Origin of the sequence: Yersinia alsatica, from assembly GCF_025133195.1 — a bacterium.
Taxonomy (GTDB): domain Bacteria; phylum Pseudomonadota; class Gammaproteobacteria; order Enterobacterales; family Enterobacteriaceae; genus Yersinia; species Yersinia alsatica.
This window is the reverse complement of sequence record NZ_CP104006.1, coordinates 3339990-3359073: the sequence shown is the minus strand read 5'-3', so window position 1 is coordinate 3359073 and position 19084 is coordinate 3339990. Positions and strand designations below refer to the sequence as shown.

Sequence of the window (19084 nt, the reverse complement as noted above, 5' to 3'; positions counted from 1 at the left end):
ATCCCTATCAGGAATTTTTACGGCTACGGATGGTCATGGCCAGACGCGCAGGAGAGTCTGGTGTTGCGACCAACGGCTTATTCACGCGAGCAGTTTCCACGCAAACCATAGTTTTGTAGCCATCATTTGGCATATCAACCATGCTGCTTGATAGCTCAGCCCCTGGGTTCCAGGCAACAACATCACTTTGATGATGGTGATGTACTTCAATGGTGCGCTTCAGCGCGGCATCTTTGATCAGGCTATAAGCTTCTGGCTGTGTATAGATTCGGTCAGTTTGACCATTAAACACTAAGTCACCTTGTTGGGTGGCATCAGTAATTTTCAGCACTTTATCCAGGTATTTTTCACCCAGTCCACTGATTTTAATTTGGTTTATATCGCCAATCTGGAAGTAGGTATGTAAAGCTGCAACCGCTTCGTAATCACCGTGTGATTCTAATTCCATTTCACATTCATCACCCAGCTTGAAGCGGGCAATCAAAGTGAAGGCATGTGGCCAGAATTTACGTGATGCATCGCTGTCTTCCAGAGTGAAGGTCAGGATAACCCCATTTTCATTCTCATCGTGTGCGCTGAGAGTCCATGGCAGCAAACGAGCAAAGCCATGGGAAGGTTGTGCGGATGGACCAAACCAAGGCCAGCAGATAGGCACACCACCACGAATAGCGACGCCATCTTTAAAGGGAGTGTTATTGCTCAACCAGATGATCGGTTGTTCACCACTTGGCTGGAATGCCAGTAAATGGGCACCTTGCAGGCTCACTGCGGCGCGAACTTTCGGATGGGAAACAACCACGACTGGCAGTTCATCTAACTGGCGTTGGCTGATGTAAGGCGAAATTTGTTCAACAACAGGTAGGGTGAATACTTTCTCGTTCATTCGTTTGGCCTTATGAGAATAGGAGCTTGAGATCCATTGAACTTCAGATTTTCGATAATATCACAGCCGTCAGATCTTGCAGCAAACCTAGGGTAGAGTAGTAGTGAATCATTGATATTGCGCAACTTATTGTCGAAGCTTAATAAGCTGGCGCATTCATATCGCTGTTTTTAGACAATAAAAAAGCCACCCGAGGGTGGCTTTTGGCAGAAATCTACATCAATCCATTATTTGGAGATGTGAGAGATCAGATCCAGAACTTTGTTTGAGTAGCCAGTTTCGTTATCGTACCAAGAAACCAGTTTCACAAAGTTGTCATTCAGCGCGATACCTGCTTTAGCATCGAATACTGAAGTCAGTTTTTCGCCGTTGAAGTCGGTAGAAACAACGTCGTCTTCGGTGTAGCCCAGAACGCCTTTCAGCTCGCCTTCTGAAGCTGCTTTGATGGCAGCACAGATTTCTTTGTAAGAAGCAGGTTTTTCCAGACGTGCAGTCAGGTCAACAACAGAAACGTTAGGGGTAGGAACGCGGAACGCCATACCAGTCAGTTTGCCGTTCAGTTCTGGGATAACTTTACCAACTGCTTTAGCAGCACCGGTAGAAGAAGGGATGATGTTCTGGGATGCACCGCGGCCGCCGCGCCAGTCTTTGTGAGACGGGCCATCAACAGTTTTCTGAGTTGCGGTAGTTGCATGCACAGTGGTCATCAGCGCTTCAACGATACCGAACTTGTCGTTGATAACTTTAGCCAGTGGAGCCAAGCAGTTAGTGGTGCAAGAAGCGTTAGAAACGATTTCTTGGCCCGCATAAGACTTGTGGTTAACGCCCATAACGAACATAGGGGTGTCGTCTTTAGAAGGACCAGTCAGAACCACTTTCTTCGCGCCAGCAGCGATGTGCTTACGTGCAGTTTCGTCGGTCAGGAACAGGCCAGTTGCTTCAGCAACAACGTCAACGTTAACTTCGTTCCACTTCAGGTTAGCCGGATCTCTCTCTGCGGTAACACGGATGGTTTTACCGTTAACAACCAGATGGCCGTCTTTTACTTCTACTGTACCGTCGAAACGACCATGGGTAGAGTCGTATTTCAGCATGTACGCCATGTAGTCAGCGTCCAACAGGTCGTTGATTGCAACGATTTCGATGTCAGAACGTTCCTGAGCAGCACGGAAAACAATGCGACCGATACGGCCAAAACCGTTGATACCTACTTTGATAGTCATATATTCCACCAGCTATTTGTTAGTGAATAAAAGGTTGGTTGTAAAATTACAAAAACCTTACCGAGCGTCAAGCGGAATCGTGTCAATTATTGCTACAAATCAAACCAGGGGAGGTAGATCGAACATTAATCGCGCGTTTCCTGATACGATTAGCCTCATTTTTATATTGGGGCGAATTATTCAGTTTAAAGTGAGAATCAGTAATATTTGCGATTTTTATCACATTTATACTGTTGCCGCTTCGATGGCATACAGTTTAGGACAATTTTAACTGCTTTGTTGTTAATTTTTTGTTATTATTAGACGTTGTTTTCGTTGACTTTATTCCCTGCCAGAGAACCGCACAAATGGCTAAAGAACTGAACCCTACAGAAAATATTGAGAAACTGTCCGATATTCAGCGTCATGTCACCCAACAGCGGGGGACGGAAGCGCCGTTTAGCGGCAAATTACTGCATAACAAACGCGACGGTGTGTACCAATGCCTGTGCTGCCATCAGCCGCTTTTCGTCTCAGAATCCAAGTTTGATTCGGGCTGTGGTTGGCCGAGTTTCTATCAACCTCTTGATGCTAACTCAATTCGCTATATTGATGATTATTCTCATAATATGCATCGTGTCGAGATTCGCTGTGGCAATTGTGATGCCCATTTGGGACATGTATTTCCTGATGGCCCACAGCCAACCGGAGAGCGCTACTGCGTGAATTCGGCATCACTGAATTTTGTTGATGACCAAAATGGCGAACAGACCGCCGGGTAGTGCGGTCTGAGATCATTAGTTGACACAAGAAAAATCGATTCAGCTTGTTATTCATTTACCTGAGGATGCTCTGATGGAGCTTGAAGACCTGATTTCAGTGATGACGCCGGAAATCTATCAACGTTTGGTTCAAGCCGTTGAGTTAGGCAAATGGCCAGACGGCGTGGCACTCACGCCAGAGCAGAAAGAAAATAGCCTGCAAATGGTTATGCTATGGCAAGCACGCCATAACACTGATGCCCAACATATGAGCATTGGTACTGATGGCCAGATAGTGATGAAATCCAAGCAAGAGCTGAAGCAGCAATTCAGCCAACCGACCTTGGTGAAGCTGAAGCCGGAGTGAAAGACTCAACGGTGCTAATAATGGCTCCGTTGAGTATTAATCTCAATGAGCTGTTGTTCGCTTCAGTCAGCAAGAAAGTGCGCCAAGGTCTGTATGCTGGCCCCCGCATCGCGCATAGCATCAAAAGCCTGTTGGCTATCTTGTGGTTGCAGGTTTACCCCACGACAACCGTCACTGATGACGGTAGTTTGATAGCCCAGGGCTAATGCATCCAAAACGGTGTATTTCACGCAGTAATCAGTTGCCAGCCCCATAATAAACAAACTTTTGATTCCGTGCTGCTGCAACCAATCATCCAGTGGCGTTTTTGCCCGCCGGCCATTGTCGAAGAATGCACTGTAACTGTCGATATCCGGATCTTGGCCTTTACGGAAAATCGCGGTAATAGCCGTTTGGTTCAACAGGGGATGCAGCGCCGCGCCGGGTTTATCTTGCACACAATGTACTGGCCACCAGACTTGTGTTAATCCCTCTAACTCACCGACCGTCCCTGGCTCCGCATTGGAGTTAATAGCAAAACTCCGATGTTCGGCAGGGTGCCAATCCTGGCTAGCAATGACCGGTATATTTTGTGCCAGACAGGCATTCATAGCCTCATTCGCCACCGCAATCACCCGGTCACCTTCACCAACCGCCAAAGCACCACCCGGACAAAAGTCATTTTGCAAATCAATTAAAAGCAGTGCCGCGTTCATGAAAACTCCGCCAGATCAGTTAGTGTCAGTTAATTCACCGCGCAGGTTCTGTTGCATTAACCGGCGGATATCTTCAGGGGATAGAGATTGACTCAACAGATAATGCAGTTTTGTCAGGGCGGCTTCAACGGTCATATCAAAACCACTGATAACCCCCGCATGCGCCAGTGCATTACCGGTCGCATATCCTTCCATGTTCACTCTGCCAGAAATACATTGCGTCAGATTCACCACCACAATACCGCGCTCGCTGGCATTTTTTAACTCGTCTAATAACTCGGCTTTCTGTGGCGCATTCCCCACGCCATAAGATCGCAGAATAAGAGCTTTTACTGGCTGTAGGAGGAAATTACGCACTACCGCACCGGATATACCAGGATAAATAGTCACCACGCCAATGGGCTGCGGTGTGATGCTATGGACAATCAATGGGCCATTATTGATAGGTGACTCCACTGAGGCCATACGACGAATATGGATACCCGCTTCAAGCAACACCGAGAGATTGGGCGAAGCAAAAGCATCAAAACCATCGGCATGAGCTTTGGTGGTGCGATTGCCGCGGAACAGTTTGTTATTAAAGAACAAACTGACTTCATTGACGGGATGATTAGCCGCCAGATACAGGGCATTCAGCAAGTTGGTTTGCCCGTCAGATCGCAGCTCGGCCAGAGGGATTTGGGAACCCGTGACAATCACCGGTTTAGCTAAGTTTTCCAGCATGAAGGAGAGGGCCGACGCGGTAAATGCCATGGTGTCGGTGCCGTGCAAAATAACAAAACCGTCGTATAAATCGTAATTCTGCTGAATATCATTGGCGATATGCTGCCAATCCTCAGGTGTCATATCTGAGGAGTCAATTAATGGAGCATATTCATGGATAGTAAAATCAGGCATTTCGGGGCGATGAAACTCAGGCATCAGCGCCAGTTGGCGTTGCAGGTGGCCAGAAACCGGGATGTATCCGTGATCCGAGCGCTGCATACCAATAGTCCCGCCAGTATAGGCGACATAAATAGATTTCTTCTGCATGAGCAATATGCCTGAAAAGTCGAACTGAATAAGATGGGTGAATTATAGGGTGACTGGCGAGGAAAAAAAGCCCGGCAGGTGCCGGGCGGAGTATTTATCTACAATTTAATGCATTAACTAGCGCACATCACCACAAGTAAGACATAACGCATAGCGATTCTGCGGGTCATTGAGGGTATTGAGCAAACTAGGTTGATCTTTGACGGCCTGTGCCATGGCAGAGATTGGCGCAGGTAACCAGGCCTGAATTGCGGCAGGTAAAATCGCCTGTACTGACGCGCTCATTTGGCCAAAAATCAAATCGCTGAGGCTTGGTTCATCAACAAACCAATTCAGCTGCCAGGTTTTCAGTTTTGCCAGTTCAGCCACTTTCTTAACGGCATCATCGAAGTCACCGAGCTGGTCTACCAAACCATTATTTTTGGCATCCATACCAATCCACACGTGGCCTTGCGCAATTTGATCGACTTGCTCCGGTGTTTTGTGCCGTGAGGTGGCCACCAGATCGATAAAGGTCTTATAGCCGTTTTCGATATTGATTTGCATCATCTGGGAGAATTCAGGCGGCAAATCTTTGGTCATCGACACATTCGCCAGTGGCGAGGTAGCAACACCATCGGTATGAACCCCAATACTCTCCAGTGAGTTTTGGAATGTATTAATCACACCGAAGATACCAATTGAGCCGGTCAAGGTACTTGGGTTGGCGATAATATAGTTGGCTGGAGTCGAGATCCAGTAGCCACCCGAGGCCGCCATGCCACCCATTGACACTACCAATGGCTTATTGGCTGCGCGCAATGCCGCTAACTCAGAACGAATTAACTCAGAGGCACTGACACTGCCCCCTGGGCTGTTTACCCGCAGGATAACCGCTTTAATTTTCGGGTCTAACCGCGCTTGGCGAATTTGCGCCGCCAGTGCATCACCGCCGACATTTCCAGGCGTTTGTGGGCCATCCATGATCGCGCCGTTAGCAAAGAGCACCGCTATCTGTTCGCCCTGCTGCGGGGCTGGAGTTGGCTGGTAGTCATAAATACTGACGTAGTTGAAATCATTATTCTTTTTGTCCCAGCCAAAGGTTTTAACCAGCTCGGTTTCTACCTCTGGACGAGAAGCCAATTGATCGACCAGTTTGCTATTAAGAGCATATTGCGCAGGGGAGCCGTCAGCCGCTTGTAATCCACTGATAACTCCTGCCGCACCTGGGAACAATTGTTCTGGCGTTAACTGCCGATTAGCGGAAACCGCGGTCAAATAGTTTTGCCACAGTCCACCAATCCAACGGCTGTCAGCCTCACGCGCGGCGGGGGACATATCATCACGAATCATCGGCTCAACCGCAGACTTATAAGTGCCTACGCGGAAGATATTGGTGGTAACTTTGAGTTTTTCCAACAACGATTTGTAATACAGATTATTGCTGGCAAAACCATGCAGATCGACTGCACCTTGCGGTGACAGATAGATTTTGTTGGCAAAACTGGCTAGATAATATTGCGTTTGGTTATAACTGTCGCCAATAGCATAAATCGGCTTGCCGGTATCACGGAATTCCCGCAGGGCTTTACCGATATATTGTAGCGACGGCTGGTCAGTACCGGTAAAATCACTCAGTGATAATACCAAACCGGTAATATTATTATCGGTTTTCGCCAAACGAATAGTTTCTACAATATCAAACAGGGAGTTTTCCTGTAGGCGATTGCTGGATGCCCCTAATAACTCGCGCCCCAATTGGCGCAGCTTATTATTGACTGCGGGCTGGTCAACTACTACGCCACTTAAATTAACTAACAGTGCGCCCTTAACCGGTTCTGCCGGTTTACTTTGGAACTGAAGGTAAATACCAACGCCGACTAAAATCAGCAATATTAGAAAAAGATTAAGAATAAACTCTCTGGCAAAATTCAGCAGACGCCAGGTCCACTTGAAAAAGCCAGCAATAATTCGCCACAAGGTGCGCATGTTATCTCCAACAAAACCGGGCAAGTATCGTTATCCTAATGACCTGACGAACAAAAGTCAGCTTTAAATCACCGAAAAACCTAGCTAATAGGTCAACACTGGTAACAAAACGACAACTTATGCTACCGTGCTGAAAATGAAAATCGTTATCAGGAGAAAATGATGGATGCATTGGAATTATTACTCAATCGTCGTTCGGCGTCTCGCTTAACTACACCAGCCCCTGCGGGCGAGGCATTGGACAATATTATCCATGCGGGTATGCGTGCACCTGATCATGGCACATTACAGCCGTGGCGCTTTGTTTTAATTCAAAATGAGGGTTTGGAGCGCTTTAGCCAATTGCTACAAGATGCCGTTAAACACGATGGTTCGGATGCCGCAGTGTTGGAGAAAGCGACCAAAGCACCGTTCCGCGCCCCTCTGATTATTACCGTGATTGCTCATGTGACAGAAAATCCTAAAGTGCCGAATTGGGAACAGCTTGTCTCTGCCGGTTGTGCAGTACAAGCCATGCAAATGGCGGCCTTGGCACAAGGTTTTAATGGTATCTGGCGCACCGGTTCCTGGACTCAGCACCCGGTTGTACGCAAAGGTTTTGCTTGCCGCGAGCAAGATGAAATTGTCGGTTTCCTCTACCTTGGAACACCACAACTGAAATCAGCGACCAAAGTGACGCCACCGGATTACTCGACTTTTGTGCGTCATTTCTAAGGTTAATAAATTATTCTAGTACGCTATATCCCATAGATTTCAAGTTGCAGGACGATGGCAAGTTATTCGAGTGATTGAGTGCAGCCAACAAACCTGCAACTTGAAACCGGGTGGATATCAGCAATACGCTGCGTTTTAGCCCGCTTTGTGACCAACCTATCTGCCTGATAACTGCTATCTACTTACCAAGCCAAGCTATAGGCGCTACCATAGGCAACCTTGGATTCTTGCCTTATATGCATCATTCCTGACTAAATAGCTTACGTATTGATTGAATTGCTTATTATTGAACCTTCAGACGGGAGAGTGTTATGACATCGCCAGCGATACGTCTTACTCAATACAGCCACGGAGCGGGCTGCGGTTGCAAAATTTCGCCCAAAGTGTTGGATAAAATTTTGCATTCTGAGCAACAAAAATTCTTAGATCCCCGTCTGCTGGTGGGTAACGAAACCCGTGATGACGCCGCTGTTTATGATATTGGCAGCGGTGTCGGCATTATCAGTACTACCGACTTCTTCATGCCCATTGTTGATGATCCCTTTGATTTTGGCCGCATTGCTGCCACAAATGCGATTAGTGATATTTATGCCATGGGCGGTAAACCTATTATGGCGATTGCTATTCTGGGGTGGCCAATTGATAAGTTGGCGCCAGAAGTCGCTCAGCAAGTTATTGAAGGCGGGCGCTATGTGTGTCAGCAAGCCGGTATTTCGCTGGCCGGCGGGCACTCTATCGATGCGCCGGAACCGATTTTTGGTTTGGCGGTTACCGGCATCGTCAGCACTGAACAGGTGAAAAAGAACAGCGCGGCACAAGCCGGTTGCAAGTTGTTCCTGACCAAACCGCTGGGGATTGGTATTCTGACCACGGCAGAGAAGAAAAGTAAATTACGCCGGGAACATCAGGGTGTTGCTACCGAAACCATGTGCCAGTTGAATAAATCAGGGGCTGATTTTGCACATATTCCGGGTGTTACCGCCATGACAGATGTGACCGGGTTCGGCCTGTTGGGGCATTTAAGTGAAATTTGTCAGGGTTCAGGGGTGCAGGCGACACTGCATTTTTCGGCTATTCCACGTTTACCGGCTGTTGAAGAGTATATTGCAGCTGGCTGTGTACCGGGCGGCACCGGACGAAACTTTGATAGCTATGGTCATCTGATTGGCAAGATGTCTGAGCTACAGAAAAACCTACTCTGTGATCCGCAGACCTCTGGCGGTTTGCTGCTGGCGGTACTGCCAGAGGCTGAAGCGCAAGTCCAAGAAGTTGCTGCTCAACATGGGATGACGCTCAGTGCCATTGGCGAGCTAACTGCGCTAGATAATCGCCGGGCATTGATTGAGATAACCGAATGACCTTTTCTTTGATGCATTTATGCGGTGAATGATGCGACTTTTTATTGCCGAAAAACCCAGTTTGGCGCGGGCTATTGCCGATATTTTGCCGAAGCCGCATCGTCGGGGTGATGGATTCATTGCCTGTGGTAGTGATCAAATGGTGACCTGGTGTGTGGGCCACTTGCTGGAACAGGCTCAGCCCGATGCTTACGACAGCCGTTATGCGCGCTGGTCATTAGCGGATTTGCCGATTATTCCTGAAAAGTGGCGATTGCAGCCTCGGCCTTCTGTTAGTAAACAACTGAATGTTATCAAACAGTTGTTACAGCAAGCTGATGAAGTGGTGCATGCGGGTGACCCTGACCGTGAAGGGCAACTTCTGGTTGACGAGGTGCTGGACTACCTCGATTTAGCCGCAGAGAAACGGCAGAATGTACGTCGTTGTTTGATTAATGACTTAAACCCACAGGCGGTAGAGCGCGCAGTCGAGCGTTTGCGCTATAACCGTGAGTTTATCCCGCTTTGTGTTTCCGCCTTGGCAAGGGCCAGAGCGGATTGGCTCTATGGCATCAATATGACTCGGGCTTATACCATTCTTGGCCGCAATGCGGGCTATGACGGTGTTTTGTCTGTTGGGCGAGTGCAGACACCCGTTTTGGGGCTGGTGGTTCGTCGCGATGAAGAGATTGAAGATTTCGTCTCCAAAGATTTTTTTGAAGTTAAAGCCCATATTGTCACTCCGGCGGAAGAGCGTTTTATAGCACTCTGGCAGCCCAGTGATTCATGTGAGTCTTATCAGGATGAAGAAGGGCGCTTGTTGCATCGCCCGCTGGCCGAGCATGTGGTTAACCGTATCACCGGTCAGCCCGCCATTGTCACGTCCTATAATGATAAACGGGAATCAGAAATCGCCCCCTTGCCATTTTCTCTGTCGACATTGCAGATTGAAGCGGCAAAGCGATTTGGCTTAAGTGCCCAGCAAGTATTGGATATTTGCCAGCGTTTATATGAAACGCACAAATTGATTACGTATCCGCGTTCAGATTGCCGATATCTACCAGAGGAGCATTTTGCCGGGCGTCATTCCGTGCTCAATGCTATTAGTATCCACCAAGCCGACCTGTTGCCGCTTGAGGTGATGGACAGCGACCGGCGTAACCGTTGTTGGGATGACAAAAAAGTGGATGCGCACCATGCCATCATCCCTACCGCACGAGCCAGTAAGGTGAATCTAACCACGGATGAGGGCAAGGTTTATCGATTAGTGGCGCAACAATATCTGATGCAGTTCTGCCCTGATGCCCAGTTTCGTAAATGTGTCATTGAATTGGATATCGCCGGCGGAAAGTTTATTGCTAAAGCCCGTTTTCTGGCCGAAGCCGGTTGGCGGACTTTGCTGGGCAGTAAAGAGCGTGATGAAGAAAACGAAGGCGCGCCGTTGCCGGTGGTGGAAAAAGGGGCCGAATTATTGTGTGAACGGGGTGAAGTCGTTGAGCGCCAAACTCAACCACCACGGCCATTCACGGATGCCAGTTTATTATCTGCCATGACGGGGATCGCGCGCTTTGTGCAAGATAAAGAGCTGAAGAAAGTTTTACGCGCCACTGATGGGCTGGGTACCGAGGCAACGCGCGCAGGTATTATTGAGTTGCTGTTTAAAAGGACTTTTTTGTTTAAAAAAGGTCGTTATATTCATGCCAGCCCAGCGGGAAGAGCACTGATTCATGCATTACCTGATATCGCGGCGCGACCCGATATGACGGCGCACTGGGAATCGACACTGACCCAAATTAGCGAAAAAAATTGTCGCTATCAGGATTTTATGCAGCCGCTGGTGGCGACTTTGCAGGATCTTATTAGTCAGGCAAAACAGAATCGTTCACCTCAGGTTTTCCGCGGGTTGCCAGCAGCCCCCTCTGGTGCGACAAAGAAGCGCAAGAAAACACCGTCTAAAGCCAAGGAGAATAAGTCATGAGAACACGGGTACTGTTGGGAGTGATTGGTTTTGCCACGCTAATTTCCGGTGCGGCTATGGCGAACCGAAATAATGTCGATGTTGTCGTCCCTTTGCCACCAGAGGTATGGAATAATGCGGCAAACCGCAATTCTAACAATAATCCGTGCACACGTTGTTGTGTTTATCAAAATCAGAACTACTCGGAAGGGGCTGTACTGCGGGTCGAGGGGGAAGTTCTGCAATGTGTGCGTGATTCCAGTGTCATAGGGACTAATCCACTGATCTGGAAAAGATTAACCAAATAGTGATTTAGCGCTTTTGGGCAATAAAAGCATCGAGCAGTGGAATATCGGCGGGTGCCAGAGGGTAGTTGTAAGCATCCTCTGGTGCTAACCAAATCAGTGCTGAGTGGCAATGCAGAACCGGCTCACCACTAAAACTTTCTATATGCCAGGCATGTAGCCGGATAGTATGTTTTGGTGAATCCCATTGATTGGTCGCAATATATTCTGCAATTGTTGCCTTAATATTCAACTCTTCGGCTAGTTCACGTATCAAAGCCTGTGGTTGAGTTTCACCGGTTTCAACTTTCCCGCCCGGGAACTCCCATAATCCAGCCTGATCGCGGTGTGAGTCTCGCTGCGCCAATAAAATTTTGCCATTTTGTTCAATAATTGCCGCGACGACATCAATCATTTCTATTTACCCAATAACAGTGGTTACTATATTCCATTGAAAAATCGCCCTATATTTAAATAGAGCCAATATATCCAGAATTATGGGAACTGCGCCGCTCAAAATAAGTGGTTTGGCTGTTCCCATAATGATTAGAGTGAGAGCATAAAAATCAGAGCGCGAACTCAGACCATACCGGCGCGTGATCTGACGGTTTTTCCATCCCACGGATTTCATAGTCGATGCCAGTGGCAATACAACGCGCAGCCAATGGCTGACTTGCCAGCAATAAATCTATGCGCAGGCCTCTATTTTCATCAAAACCGCGTGAGCGGTAATCAAACCACGAAAACTGATCGTTACAATCAGGATTGGCTGCACGGAAAGTGTCAACCAGACCCCAACTTTGCAAACGATCCAGCCACGCACGTTCTTCCGGCAGGAATGAACACTTGCCAGTACGCAACCAACGCTTGCGGCTATCTTCACCTATCCCAATATCCAGATCCGTTGGGCTGATATTTAAATCCCCCATAATCAGAACCTGAGAATCAGCAGAAAGTTGTTGTTCCAGATACTGCTGTAAGTCAGCATAAAAACGCTCTTTAGCCGGGAATTTTGTTGGGTGGTCGCGACTCTCTCCTTGTGGGAAATAGCCATTAATAACAGTTAAAGTCCCTTGTGGCGTTGCGATATCAGCCATGATAATACGGCGCTGGGCATCTTCTTCATCAGTTGGAAAACCGCGACGAACAGCTAACGGCTCTTGCTTGGTTAGCAGTGCTACACCGTAATGACCTTTTTGCCCATGATAAAAGACGTGATAACCATGCTGACTGACCTCCTCAAGCGGGAACATATCATCATGCACTTTCGTTTCCTGAAGTCCGATAACATCAGGCTGATGTTGTTCAATGATGGCCGCCAGTTGATGAGGTCGAGCACGTAGGCCATTGATATTAAAAGAGACAAACTTCATGGTCAGCACCGTTTTATTCGCTAGAAATGAATTGGAATATTAGCAGATGCACAATAAAAATGTAATGCACCAGAAGAGAATAAATAATAAGAAATTATAAAAAATAGACAACAAAAAATAATTTACGAGCAAGATGGGAAAGTTATTCAAAATAACCATATTAATACTCTTGTGGAAAATATGAAATTTAATTCATATCATTCATGATTAATTAAATCAATGTTATATATTCCTTTGTTATTATGACGAGGGTTTGGTTGTCTATTTTTGCACCTGTAATTTTCATGATTTCCACAGTCATAATTAAGTTGTTTTTTATCGTAAGTCAGAGTGCCATAACAAATATCTATTAATCTATTTTTATTCTCTTGCCACAAGTTGCCTCAGTCGATGTTTTATATGTTGAAGTGGGGTATTTATTTCCCCTCATAAATACAAGTTATATTTTCTGACTTAATTCTTGATTGAGTTAATTGATTTTGTAACAGGGTAAATAAAAAATAGTCATTTAAAATCATGGATCTACATAGTAATTTCTGTTAGAAATATTTGTAGTGATAAGGCGGTAATACACAAGGTCTCCAAAACTTTGATTGCACAAAATGCAACTTCACGTCGCTAGTTTCTACGCGATAATAATTTTTTATAATTTATCTCTCAATTATTCCAAATCCAACCGGTGTGTTTTACATTATATATAAATAATATCTAAAGTTAGAATTATATATGTGGGCATGCTTGTCGTTTTTTCTGATCAATTTCACGCAAAGCAAAGGATTGGTGAATTATGTTTCTATCTCGTAAGTTGGAAGCCTTTATGGCTGTAGTTGAAAATGGCTCGCTAAGTAAAGCTGCAAGAGTGATGAACAGGACTACGCCCCCAGTGGCCAAGTCTATAAAGGACTTTGAGAGCATAATAGGGAAAAAGTTATTTAAACGAGAGAAGTTTGGTATGAGTTTAACACGAGATGGTGAGGTGCTTTATAATGATCTAAAAGATTTATATCAGCAGGAAAAAGAAATAACTAAAAAACATCTGACAGGGCATGTTTCCAATGTCATCAATATTTATTACGACTGGGGGAAAAGTGAAAAGCTAACGAAGCTATATAAAGTCGCTGAAAAGAATAACATCCAGGCTAATATAATAAAGTTTTATTATGAAAACATTGATGAGATTGGAGACTATGATGGTAATTCACTTGTTTTATCATCTGAAAAAATAACCAGTGAGAGATTTTCACTGTTGAATGAAATCCCAGATAGTGGTTTTGGTATTTATGGAAGAAAGGATATTATTAATGAAAGCCAAGATGTTATCAATATTCTTCATAACAATATCTGGTTATGTAATCCAACATTATATAGAAGCAAATTTGTTAAATACTTAGAAGAATTCGTTAAAAAACAACACAGTAAAGTGAGTATTAGACAAGTGGATAACTTGGCGTGCTGCTTGGATTTCATCTACTCTGGGCGCTATATTTGCATCACAGATTCTATTATGGATAATTTCAATGGTGACTCCCAATTGGATTTTATTAATCTAGCGAATTTTCAAGATGAGAATAAATTGTATTTTTATAAATCAAGATCACACTCGAGTGTCTTAAATGGACTTATTGACTACGTTTGTACCTTGACATAAGAACTGTAGATTTATTAATTGACTGTTAGCCTATATTAGTCACTATTATTTCCTTCCCTGAACTAATTTATTATTTTGCCACAATTTATTGTGGGAATGGGTGCATCATAATGTAATAGTGATGGGGAAGGATTATTCGTCACTTTGTTCCTCACTCTGCGGGCCGCCGCTTTGCGTCGTTGTCTCGCTTCGCTCGGCGCGAACCTTGTCGAAGATTCTTACCTTCCCCAGATAGATGTTATTTTTTGATTGAATTATTTTTGGGAAATTCGAGGGTATGTCTAGAGATGGTGGTGGGGGAAGGATTATTCGTCACTTTGTTCCTCACCCTGCGGGCCGCCGCTTTGCGTCGTTGTCTCGCTTCGCTCGGCGCGAACCTTGTCGAAGGTTCTTACCTTCCCCTGATAGATGTTATTTTTTGATTGAATTATTTTTTGGGAAATTCGAGGGTATGTCTAGAGATGGTGGTGGGGGAAGGATTATTCGTCACTTTGTTCCTCACCCTGCGGGCCGCCGCTTTGCGTCGTTGTCTCGCTTCGCTCGGCGCGAATCTTGTCGAAGATTCTTACCTTCCCCAGATAGGTGCTATTTTTTGATTGAATTATTTTTTGGGAAGTTCGAGGGTATGACTAGAGATGGTGGTGGGGGAAGGATTCGAACCTTCGAAGTCGATGACGGCAGATTTACAGTCTGCTCCCTTTGGCCGCTCGGGAACCCCACCACTGAATTCGTGGTTTTTAATACTAAAATACTTGGCCGTACATACTCAATGCAGAGGCTTTACTTTCTTCCCTTGATTCCTACCTAGATTCTTTATTTCGAATCACTGATAGCGCAAGATTAGAAATGGTGGTGGGGGAAGGATTCGAACCTTCGAAGTCGATGACGGCAGATTTACAGTCTGCTCCCTTTGGCCGCTCGGGAACCCCACCACTGGCCTAACTGCTTAACAACACTGTCTTGGTAAGCGGGGCGCATCATATCAAATGAAGCGCCGCTGTAAAGACTTGAAATGAAAAAAATAATTCGTTCGATGCTTTTTTGTCCGCGAAGATGCTTATATGGGCAAAAAATATCGATTTATTGTGCGGTTACAGAATGACGGTACGATTACCGTAAACAAAAACACGCTGCGCTAAAACACGATATAGAGCACGGCTCAGAACATTTTTCTCTACATCACGACCTGCTCGCATCATATCTTCTGCGGTATAAGAGTGATCTACATGAATCACATCCTGCATAATGATTGGCCCTTCATCCAGGCTATCATTGACATAATGAGCTGTGGCCCCAATGATTTTCACACCACGTTCATAAGCCTGATGATAAGGGCGCGCCCCAATAAATGCTGGCAAGAATGAGTGATGAATATTAATAATCTGATATGGGAAACGCTGAACAAAGGCGGGTGTTAGGACCCGCATATATTTTGCCAACACCACATAGTCTGGTTGGTATTGCTCAATTTGTTCAATCAACAGTTGATCATGTTGGTCGCGAGTCAGACCTTCATGACTAATTAGATGGAAGGGGATATCAAAGCGCTCAACCAAATTCTGTAGTGCATCGTGATTACCAATGACGGCGGCAATTTCAACATCCAAGCCACCGTAAACACTTTTCATTAATAAGTCGCCGAGACAATGCGCTTCTTTGGTCACCATAATAACAATGCGACGACGCCCTGCGGTATGCAATTCTCGGTTGGTCCCTTCTGGTAATGCATCATCCAGATCTGCCAATAAGGTCGTATCGTTAAAAATACCTTCAAGTTCTGTGCGCATGAAAAAGCGACCGGTCAGATGGTCTACAAATTCATTATTTTGCACAATATTCAGTTGGTGCTTGTAACAGATATTAGTGATTTTTGCGATTAGGCCTTTGGCATCAGGGCAAATAGTGCGTAACACTTTCTTTTGTACATTCTGGTGTGGCATAAGGTGGTAAATCCTGTCTTAACATGACTTGATGTTATGTAAATGTCTGATGTTGCAGTCAGTAATAGAACGATTTTACTGTTAATGCCCGCAGCATTTCTTATATTTTTTCCCCGAACCACAAGGACATGTATCATTTCTACCCACGGATGGCCGGATTCCGTCAATATAGTACCAGTGTTCATTTATGCGAAGGAAGCGCGAACGTTCATGCATTGTGCTCATCTGCTGACTATTTTCATCAGTAAAACGAGCAATGAACTCAACAAAGGCTTCATTATCGTGAGTACCTGCATTTTCAGCAATGACGGTTAACCCGTGCCAAGCTGTATTGGAAAAACTTTGAATTATTCCATCACGCCATTCTTGGGCATTACACTCGGGGTGCCAGGTTTTAATCAGATAATCCGCATTCTTTTTTACATAGGCGCTATAGCGTGAGCGCATCAAAATTGCCGGTTTAGCCGCAATTTTCGCCCCCAGAATATAGGGTTCACAGCACTTCTGATATTCAAGTGGGCTGCCGCATGGACATTGTTCTGGCAAAATCTCTCCGAAATAATCAATTTGCCCTGATATCTGGCGTGAAGGTTAGCAACAGACCAAGGCAGGAAAATAGCGTCTTGGTAAATACAGACGCCATCTTACCTAATCACGCCTTGAGGTTCAAAGTTGATAATCTCGCAAGAAAGGTAAGTTGGTAGAAAGATTTGTGATGTACCTCACAAAAAAACTTGACCGGCGTTTCATTCCGGCGTAACTTAGCAACTGTGATGTGTGTCACATAAAAATAAAGATATTTACAGGAGCAACCCATGAAACTGATCAATAAAGTTATCGCAATGTTCGAAAAAATGAGTGTCTCATTCGGCACCATCAACGGCTAATTATTTCATTATTAGCCAGAAAATTTTCATAATATTCTGATCTAAATTAGTTTACAGGTAATGGCGCTGCATCCATAGCAAGCAGGCCAAAAAGCGAAAGCAGAATATGCAATGACCTGTTTACCCGATTTGTTATTATTAAAAGATATTTAATCTTTTGATTTTACTTAATCCAGAATGTTTGCTCTAAATAGCCGCCAATAGGGTGGCTATTTTGCATTTAATCTGTTGCTGAAAAATAAAACTCAAATGATAGATGTTTGTAAATTAAGTAATTTGACAATTTAGCTGCTTATCTATTATGTCTCTCTTCATTAGCTCATCGACAGCTAGCTAATGACTTCATCATATATATACTCAATGGATCATATTGATAATGTCCAAATTGAGATATCAATTCAAAACCTAATCGCTGATAGAGCTTTACTGCTTCAGGTTGGTAAATGCCTGTTTCAAGATAAATATTACTTAATTTCAATGAAATAGCTTTCTCTAGTATGGCAGTCATCAGTAATGATGCGATCCCATGCCCACGGTAATCTGGATTGACAAAGACCCGTTTAATTTCAGGGTAGGGTGTTTCGGGCAACGTAAGGATTGCACACCCGACAATAGTGTCCTCTAGTTTTGCGATATAAGCGAAGGTCGTTACCAGAGCCAGACTTTCAATAGATTCGGCATGATTGCTTTCAACCGGGTAGAGTGCCTCTTGGTACGCATCTAATTGAGTAATCAATGCAATAAGTTCAGGAATAAACAGATCGGTTTGGCATATTTCAATGTTCATAGTATATCCTTCGCGCTCCAAGCTATATCTTAGTCAATAAATGTAAAATATTTGTATCAAATTACCAGAAAGATAAATATTCACTATAGTCATATAAGTGTTCTAGTTAAGTAAATTGGGAAATATACATTTTTCTCCGGAGTATCAGGTTGTTGGCTTCCGCTAATTGGCGTACCGACCAGTTAGGTGGGCTATGCGATTTTTATTTGATTTATTCTGGTTATAAGAAAGTGCCAAACCAGTTGAAAATGGATGAAATACAATGAGACAGATCAAGGTTGGATTGGCACTGGGAGCAGGGGCTGCTAAAGGATGGGCCCATATTGGCGTCATTAATGCTCTGAATGAAATGGGTGTAAAAATTGATGTGGTAGCGGGTTGTTCAGTTGGTTCTCTGGTCGGTGCAGCTTATGCCAGTGATCATTTGGATGTAATGGAGCACTGGGTTCGTTCATTTAAGTACTGGGATGTTATTCGGATGATGGACTTTTCCTGGCGTCGCGGCGGATTACTGCGTGGGGAACGGGTCTTCAATGCGGTCAACAGAATAATAGAAGTGCAGGATATTGCGGAATGTAGACTGCCTTTCGGATCCGTGGTGACCAATTTAACCACGGGTCGTGAGTTATGGCTAACGGAAGGGGATATTAAGCAGGCGATTAGAGCTTCGTGCAGCATGCCAGGGTTACTTTCGCCTGTTTGGTTTGGTGGGTATTGGCTTGTTGATGGCGCAGTTGTTAATCCGGTTCCGGTCTCTTTGGCCAGAGCCATGGGGGCAGATATCGTCATTGCCGTTGATTTGCAACATGATGCCCATTTGATCCAGCAAGATATGTTTTCCTCACAAACGCCAACTGAAGGCAAACCCGTGAATATATCGGACAGTTGGCATAAGCGTTTGACGGCGCGGATAACGAATATGTCAGCTAGCCCGGCTAAGAGTATTCCCAGTGCGATGGAGATAATGTCTACCTCTATACAAGTGCTGGAGAACCGTTTGAAACGTAACCGGATGGCTGGTGATCCTCCTGATGTGCTGATTCAACCTTATTGCCCACAGATATCCACACTGGATTTTCACCGTGCGGATGAAGCCATTGCTGCGGGGCAATTAGCCACGGAGAAGAATGCTGAGAAATTGTGCCACCTGGTAAGGCAAAAATAGGCCTCGGTATGTATTTGAAAACAGAGCATGACAATTTCTGACAAGCACAATCTATCATTTTGAGCCACTATTACCATTAAGGTT

Annotated in this window: 18 protein-coding genes, 2 tRNA genes and 3 other RNA genes; 8 read left to right on the top strand and 15 right to left on the bottom strand. The window is 45.1% G+C overall.

All coding sequences use genetic code 11. The features are described from left to right. Nucleotides 1–7: 7 nt before the first annotated feature. Together N0H69_RS14950 and gapA are read right to left on the bottom strand one after the other, a co-directional pair. Nucleotides 8–883 carry a D-hexose-6-phosphate mutarotase gene (locus N0H69_RS14950; protein WP_050107217.1) on the bottom strand — a complete coding sequence of 292 codons (876 nt, stop codon included), beginning with the start codon at nucleotides 881–883 and terminating at the stop codon, nucleotides 8–10. 227 nt (nucleotides 884–1110) lie between these two features. After that, on the bottom strand, nucleotides 1111–2106 hold the full coding sequence (gene gapA / locus N0H69_RS14945; protein WP_004875218.1) for a glyceraldehyde-3-phosphate dehydrogenase: 996 nt from the start codon (nucleotides 2104–2106) through the stop codon (nucleotides 1111–1113). Between the two features lie 347 nt (nucleotides 2107–2453). Between gapA and msrB the strand changes: the two genes are divergently transcribed. Both msrB and N0H69_RS14935 read left to right on the top strand, forming a co-directional pair. After that, entirely contained in the window at nucleotides 2454–2867 is a 414-nt protein-coding gene (msrB, locus tag N0H69_RS14940) for a peptide-methionine (R)-S-oxide reductase MsrB (protein WP_050107216.1), read from the top strand. A gap of 73 nt (nucleotides 2868–2940) precedes the next feature. Further along, the gene (locus N0H69_RS14935) at nucleotides 2941–3213 is read left to right on the top strand and encodes a YeaC family protein (RefSeq protein WP_050107215.1); all 273 of its coding nucleotides are present in this window, start codon (nucleotides 2941–2943) and stop codon (nucleotides 3211–3213) included. A gap of 62 nt (nucleotides 3214–3275) precedes the next feature. Here the strand turns inward: N0H69_RS14935 and pncA are convergent, their stop codons facing one another. From pncA to sppA, 3 genes are all read right to left on the bottom strand, one after another. Continuing rightward, the gene (gene pncA, locus N0H69_RS14930; RefSeq protein WP_050151738.1) at nucleotides 3276–3908 is read right to left on the bottom strand and encodes a bifunctional nicotinamidase/pyrazinamidase; all 633 of its coding nucleotides are present in this window, start codon (nucleotides 3906–3908) and stop codon (nucleotides 3276–3278) included. Between the two features lie 15 nt (nucleotides 3909–3923). Beyond that, complete coding sequence (gene ansA, locus N0H69_RS14925) at nucleotides 3924–4940, bottom strand: asparaginase (RefSeq protein ID WP_050122171.1); 1017 nt, start codon at nucleotides 4938–4940, stop codon at nucleotides 3924–3926. A 117-nt stretch (nucleotides 4941–5057) separates the two neighbouring features. Then, nucleotides 5058–6908 carry a signal peptide peptidase SppA gene (sppA, locus tag N0H69_RS14920; protein WP_050107212.1) on the bottom strand — a complete coding sequence of 617 codons (1851 nt, stop codon included), beginning with the start codon at nucleotides 6906–6908 and terminating at the stop codon, nucleotides 5058–5060. 162 nt (nucleotides 6909–7070) lie between these two features. Here sppA and N0H69_RS14915 point away from each other — a divergent pair, with 162 nt between their 5' ends. From N0H69_RS14915 to N0H69_RS14900, 4 genes are all read left to right on the top strand, one after another. Beyond that, nucleotides 7071–7622 carry an NAD(P)H nitroreductase gene (locus N0H69_RS14915; RefSeq protein ID WP_050122174.1) on the top strand — a complete coding sequence of 184 codons (552 nt, stop codon included), beginning with the start codon at nucleotides 7071–7073 and terminating at the stop codon, nucleotides 7620–7622. A 311-nt stretch (nucleotides 7623–7933) separates the two neighbouring features. Beyond that, nucleotides 7934–8980, top strand: a complete 1047-nt coding sequence (selD, locus tag N0H69_RS14910; protein ID WP_050151739.1) for a selenide, water dikinase SelD — start codon at nucleotides 7934–7936, stop codon at nucleotides 8978–8980. Between the two features lie 31 nt (nucleotides 8981–9011). Then, nucleotides 9012–10937, top strand: a complete 1926-nt coding sequence (locus N0H69_RS14905) for a DNA topoisomerase III (protein ID WP_050107209.1) — start codon at nucleotides 9012–9014, stop codon at nucleotides 10935–10937. Then, a complete protein-coding gene (locus tag N0H69_RS14900) occupies nucleotides 10934–11224 on the top strand; it encodes a DUF1496 domain-containing protein (protein WP_050122177.1) in 291 nt (96 codons plus the stop codon). The genes N0H69_RS14905 and N0H69_RS14900 overlap by 4 nt, the downstream gene beginning before the upstream one ends. 4 nt (nucleotides 11225–11228) lie before the next feature. Here N0H69_RS14900 and N0H69_RS14895 read toward each other — a convergent pair whose 3' ends face one another. Then, on the bottom strand, nucleotides 11229–11615 hold the full coding sequence (locus N0H69_RS14895; RefSeq protein ID WP_050122179.1) for a pyrimidine (deoxy)nucleoside triphosphate diphosphatase: 387 nt from the start codon (nucleotides 11613–11615) through the stop codon (nucleotides 11229–11231). A gap of 151 nt (nucleotides 11616–11766) precedes the next feature. Further along, nucleotides 11767–12573, bottom strand: a complete 807-nt coding sequence (xthA, locus tag N0H69_RS14890) for an exodeoxyribonuclease III (RefSeq protein WP_050107206.1) — start codon at nucleotides 12571–12573, stop codon at nucleotides 11767–11769. Between the two features lie 787 nt (nucleotides 12574–13360). On the opposite strand from xthA, the gene N0H69_RS14885 reads away from it, so the two are divergent. Then, nucleotides 13361–14221 (top strand): LysR family transcriptional regulator, encoded by an 861-nt coding sequence (locus N0H69_RS14885; RefSeq protein WP_050151740.1) that lies wholly within the window; start codon nucleotides 13361–13363, stop codon nucleotides 14219–14221. A 116-nt stretch (nucleotides 14222–14337) separates the two neighbouring features. Here the strand turns inward: N0H69_RS14885 and N0H69_RS14880 are convergent. The 8 genes from N0H69_RS14880 to N0H69_RS14845 form a co-directional block, all read right to left on the bottom strand. Further along, nucleotides 14338–14463, bottom strand: a non-coding RNA gene (locus tag N0H69_RS14880) — RtT sRNA. Nucleotides 14464–14509: 46 nt separating this feature from the next. After that, a non-coding RNA gene (locus N0H69_RS14875) (RtT sRNA) lies at nucleotides 14510–14636 on the bottom strand. Nucleotides 14637–14683: 47 nt separating this feature from the next. Further along, nucleotides 14684–14810: non-coding RNA, RtT sRNA (locus N0H69_RS14870), on the bottom strand. A 47-nt stretch (nucleotides 14811–14857) separates the two neighbouring features. Then, nucleotides 14858–14942, bottom strand: a tRNA-Tyr gene (locus N0H69_RS14865). A 126-nt stretch (nucleotides 14943–15068) separates the two neighbouring features. Next, a tRNA-Tyr gene (locus N0H69_RS14860) sits at nucleotides 15069–15153 on the bottom strand. A gap of 159 nt (nucleotides 15154–15312) precedes the next feature. Then, nucleotides 15313–16161 carry a formyltetrahydrofolate deformylase gene (gene purU / locus N0H69_RS14855; RefSeq protein ID WP_050110495.1) on the bottom strand — a complete coding sequence of 283 codons (849 nt, stop codon included), beginning with the start codon at nucleotides 16159–16161 and terminating at the stop codon, nucleotides 15313–15315. A gap of 81 nt (nucleotides 16162–16242) precedes the next feature. After that, a complete protein-coding gene (locus tag N0H69_RS14850; RefSeq protein WP_050152456.1) occupies nucleotides 16243–16707 on the bottom strand; it encodes a YchJ family protein in 465 nt (154 codons plus the stop codon). 660 nt (nucleotides 16708–17367) lie between these two features. Then, entirely contained in the window at nucleotides 17368–17835 is a 468-nt protein-coding gene (locus N0H69_RS14845) for a GNAT family N-acetyltransferase (protein ID WP_080990570.1), read from the bottom strand. A 262-nt stretch (nucleotides 17836–18097) separates the two neighbouring features. Between N0H69_RS14845 and rssA the strand changes: the two genes are divergently transcribed. Then, nucleotides 18098–19000 carry a patatin-like phospholipase RssA gene (rssA, locus tag N0H69_RS14840; protein ID WP_050122181.1) on the top strand — a complete coding sequence of 301 codons (903 nt, stop codon included), beginning with the start codon at nucleotides 18098–18100 and terminating at the stop codon, nucleotides 18998–19000. The last annotated feature ends 84 nt before the right edge of the window (nucleotides 19001–19084 follow it).

Coding starts and splice junctions, on each gene's coding strand:
- rssA (WP_050122181.1), top strand. CDS start 18,098: ATGAGACAGATCAAGGTTGGATTGGCACTGGGAGCAGGGGCTGCTAAA.
- pncA (WP_050151738.1), bottom strand. CDS start 3,908: ATGAACGCGGCACTGCTTTTAATTGATTTGCAAAATGACTTTTGTCCG.
- gapA (WP_004875218.1), bottom strand. CDS start 2,106: ATGACTATCAAAGTAGGTATCAACGGTTTTGGCCGTATCGGTCGCATT.
- N0H69_RS14950 (WP_050107217.1), bottom strand. CDS start 883: ATGAACGAGAAAGTATTCACCCTACCTGTTGTTGAACAAATTTCGCCT.
- N0H69_RS14895 (WP_050122179.1), bottom strand. CDS start 11,615: ATGATTGATGTCGTCGCGGCAATTATTGAACAAAATGGCAAAATTTTA.
- ansA (WP_050122171.1), bottom strand. CDS start 4,940: ATGCAGAAGAAATCTATTTATGTCGCCTATACTGGCGGGACTATTGGT.
- selD (WP_050151739.1), top strand. CDS start 7,934: ATGACATCGCCAGCGATACGTCTTACTCAATACAGCCACGGAGCGGGC.
- purU (WP_050110495.1), bottom strand. CDS start 16,161: ATGCCACACCAGAATGTACAAAAGAAAGTGTTACGCACTATTTGCCCT.
- sppA (WP_050107212.1), bottom strand. CDS start 6,908: ATGCGCACCTTGTGGCGAATTATTGCTGGCTTTTTCAAGTGGACCTGG.
- N0H69_RS14915 (WP_050122174.1), top strand. CDS start 7,071: ATGGATGCATTGGAATTATTACTCAATCGTCGTTCGGCGTCTCGCTTA.
- N0H69_RS14885 (WP_050151740.1), top strand. CDS start 13,361: ATGTTTCTATCTCGTAAGTTGGAAGCCTTTATGGCTGTAGTTGAAAAT.
- N0H69_RS14845 (WP_080990570.1), bottom strand. CDS start 17,835: ATGAACATTGAAATATGCCAAACCGATCTGTTTATTCCTGAACTTATT.
- xthA (WP_050107206.1), bottom strand. CDS start 12,573: ATGAAGTTTGTCTCTTTTAATATCAATGGCCTACGTGCTCGACCTCAT.
- N0H69_RS14905 (WP_050107209.1), top strand. CDS start 9,012: ATGCGACTTTTTATTGCCGAAAAACCCAGTTTGGCGCGGGCTATTGCC.
- N0H69_RS14935 (WP_050107215.1), top strand. CDS start 2,941: ATGGAGCTTGAAGACCTGATTTCAGTGATGACGCCGGAAATCTATCAA.
- N0H69_RS14900 (WP_050122177.1), top strand. CDS start 10,934: ATGAGAACACGGGTACTGTTGGGAGTGATTGGTTTTGCCACGCTAATT.
- msrB (WP_050107216.1), top strand. CDS start 2,454: ATGGCTAAAGAACTGAACCCTACAGAAAATATTGAGAAACTGTCCGAT.